This window comes from uncultured Campylobacter sp. (assembly GCF_938017615.1).
Classification (GTDB): domain Bacteria; phylum Campylobacterota; class Campylobacteria; order Campylobacterales; family Campylobacteraceae; genus Campylobacter_B.
Genome location: NZ_CALIJA010000172.1, coordinates 1 through 3,261 on the forward strand (window position 1 = coordinate 1; position 3,261 = coordinate 3,261).

Consider the following 3,261-nt stretch of genomic DNA (forward strand, 5'->3'; position numbering starts at 1 on the left):
TGCTGAAAAAAATGTTCCAGCCCTTGAACAAAGTTTAGCTACAGCTAAAGCTAATGTTGAAACCAAAGAAAAGGCTCTAGCTGAAGCTAGAGCCTTAAAAAAATATCTATACTAAAATATTAGTTATAGTTAACGTTTTTACCACCGAACTTAAGACCAGTATCCTTACTAATTCTGGCATTAATTTGTGATAGACCAGGCATGCTCCATACTTGTGCGCATAGACCACCAGTACTATTAACAGTTACAGAGATTGTATCATTTCCAGCAGTAGGAGAATGAGCTTCAAAGCAGCTTAGTGATTTAACTTTTACTGGATTAGCAACATTTGTCATAGCACTAACATCGGTCGAAAAATTACCTTGAGATGTATAATAAGCACCTAAATCTGTTACCATAGTCTGAATGTTAGAAGCTGCCTTAGAAACTTCAGCATCATCACGAGTAGCTGCAAGTCTTGGAATAGCAACAGCTGCCAAAATACCTAAAATAACGATAACGAAGATCAACTCGATCATAGTAAAACCTTTTTTCATGGTTTACTCCTTAAATAAAATTCATTCCGCATACCTATATGCGAAACTTGGCGTAATTATAGAGAAAAATTTAAAAATTGTCAATAGTTTTTGGCAAATTTTTTACAATTTATTTACAAAGCCCGATTCTGCGGGCATTGTAAAATCAAAATTTTAAGCTCATTCGGTATATTCAATGTATTTCGGCGGCGCCTCTGCACATTGATACCATAAAAATTATTTGCTTTCATTCTGTGCGCGTCCGATAAACCATATGCCTATTTGAGATACAGGATGCTACAGCCCGTATCTCTTCGTAAGAATTCCATACTCCTCCACGCGTCTATCTCGCAAAAACGGCCACCAGCGGCGCACATTTTCGCATCTTTGCATATCGATGGTCACGACTTCGCATAGCTCATCGGCGCTGTTTGCGCGAAACAGCTGTTCGCCCTGCGCGCCGAAAACAAAGCTATTGCCCCAAAACCTAATTCCCTCTTCGCTGACAAGCTGGTCTACGCGCTGTTTATTCGGCAACACCTCTAAAGTTTCGCCGTTAAATTTGATCTCTATTGAAATCTTTAAATTCTCTCGTGCCGCCTCATCCTTCGCGGGCAAAATTTCGCCGCCAATCGCCACTTTGCCACTATCCGTTAGCGCACCGTTATTAAAAGATAAAATTCCGCCCTCGCTTAAAATTTTACTATCGCCGGCTGTTCCACCGTCGCTTGCTGCCGAAATTTCATTTCCCCCGGATAAAATTTCATCCGGCGAGACTTCGCTCAGCGCAATACTTTCAAAGCCCACGCGATTTACCGTGATTACGGGCAGGGAGTTTGCAACCGCATGCCCGCGCTGTACCGCCACCCAGGCCTCCAGCTGGCGCGCCTTTTCCTCCTCGCCGTCGCCGTCAAACCACCCGATCGCGGTCGGATATATGAGCAGCTCGGCACCGCGTAGCGCCATCGCGCGCGCCGCCTCTGGATACCACTGATCCCAGCACACGAGCACGCCGAGCCGCCCCACGCTCGTATCTATTGGCTCAAAGCCCAGATCGCCCGGCGTGAAATAAAATTTTTCGTAAAACTGCGGATCGTCGGGTATGTGCATCTTGCGATACCGCCCCGCGATAGAGCCGTCGCGCTCGAAGACCACGGCGGTGTTGTGATACAGCCCCGCGGCGCGGCGCTCGAAAAGCGAGCTTACCAGCACGACGCCAAATCTCTTCGCCACCTCACTCCACAGCCGCAAATCGCGCTCGAAATCCTGCGCATAGTCGAAATTTTCGGTATTTTCGCGCTGGCAAAAATAATGCGTCTGATGAAGCTCTTGCAAAACGATTAATTGCGCGCCCTTCGCCGCTGCGCGCGCGATGAGCTCGATACTGCGCGCTATTGTGCGCGATTTAGTACCTTCAAATTTATGCGAAATCAGCCCAACTTTTAAAATTTTCATATTTTTCCTTCGATCTAAATTTAAAGCCTGAATTTATTCATGCACGAGCAATGCAGCGAGCCGTTTTGGCGGATGAAAACGCGCGCGTTTACTCCCACTACTTCGCGATCCGCGCACGCCGCTCGCAGACGCGACAGTGCCAGCTCGTCCGCCGCGCGGTTTGGATCGTGCGGATCTGCGGGGTCTGCATAGGTAGGCACGATGAGCGCGCCGTTTAAAAAGACGAAATTTGCATATGTCGCGGGCAGCCTGCGCCCCTGATAAAAGATCGCGCGCGGGATCGGCAGTTCGATCACCTCGTACCCAAGCGATGAAATTTCATCCTTCATCGCGCCAAGCTCCGCGTAGTGCAGATCGCTCGGATCGTCGCACGACGAAATAGCCACAGTGCGCGGGCTTAAAAAGCGTGCAAGAGTATCTATGTGGCTATCGGTGTCGTCGCCTTTTATAAAGCCGCGCCCCAGCCAGATTATGTTTTTCAGCCCGAAAATTTCACGCAGCCGCGCGTCCAGCTCGGCCTTGCTTAGGGAGTTACGATTTTCGTTTAGCAAACACGCGCTCGTAGTCAGCATCGTGCCCGCGCCGTCAAAATCGACGCTGCCGCCTTCTAAGATCAGATCTACGTCTCGCAGCGGACGGGCGTTCGCGGCGTAAAGCTTAGAATTTAGCGCATCGTCCTTGACGCTTGCAAATTTGCCGCCCCAGGCGTTGAAACGAAAATTTAGCCCCGTGATTTTGCCGCCCTCCTCTATGTCGATCGCGCCGTAATCGCGGATCCACGTATCGTCGGTGTCTATTTGCGCGAAGCTGACGTTTGCCAAGCCGCCGCAAATTTGCTCAAAATCCTCGCGGCTCGGCGCAATCGCGACGACCGGCTCAAACCTCGCTGCAGCGGCAATAAAGTCGCGGTAAGCCGCCCGTATTTCGCCTAAATACGGCGCCCAGTCGGTGCGTGCGTGCGGCAAAGACACCAAAAGCGCCTCTTGCTCTTCCCATTCGGCGAATGCTCTCATTTTTGCTCCAAGATTAAAATTTCACGGATTATAGCGAAGCTCGGTTTAAAAAGATATTTGTGGATGGTGCGCCCGGAGGAATTCGAATCCCCGACCTTTTGAACCGCAATCAAATGCTCTATCCAGCTGAGCTACGAGCGCACGAAATAAAAGAAACGGGATTATAGCGTTTTTAGCTTAAATTTAGCCAAAAAGGTGGTTTAAATTTCACTGCACAAAAAAATTATCTTTATTAAATTTCAAAAAATCAACTTTTAAAATTTTATCATTTTTTTAGG

At 48.3% G+C, this 3,261-nt stretch carries 3 protein-coding genes and 1 tRNA gene; all 4 read right to left on the reverse strand.

All coding sequences use genetic code 11. The annotated features are described in order from the left end of the window. Nucleotides 1–119: 119 nt before the first annotated feature. The 4 genes from Q0620_RS08895 to Q0620_RS08910 all read right to left on the reverse strand — a co-directional run bounded on the left by Q0620_RS08895 (nt 120) and on the right by Q0620_RS08910 (nt 3,124). Nucleotides 120–536: a prepilin-type N-terminal cleavage/methylation domain-containing protein gene (locus Q0620_RS08895; RefSeq protein WP_298784604.1), complete on the reverse strand. Its 417-nt coding sequence runs from the start codon at nt 534–536 to the stop codon at nt 120–122. A 276-nt stretch (nt 537–812) separates the two neighbouring features. Further along, entirely contained in the window at nt 813–1,970 is a 1,158-nt protein-coding gene (locus Q0620_RS08900; protein WP_298784607.1) for a carbon-nitrogen hydrolase, read from the reverse strand. Nucleotides 1,971–1,990: 20 nt separating this feature from the next. Then, nucleotides 1,991–2,983, reverse strand: a complete 993-nt coding sequence (locus tag Q0620_RS08905; protein ID WP_298784609.1) for an agmatine deiminase family protein — start codon at nt 2,981–2,983, stop codon at nt 1,991–1,993. 64 nt (nt 2,984–3,047) lie between these two features. Continuing rightward, nucleotides 3,048–3,124, reverse strand: a tRNA-Arg gene (locus Q0620_RS08910). Between the last annotated feature and the right edge of the window lie 137 nt (nt 3,125–3,261).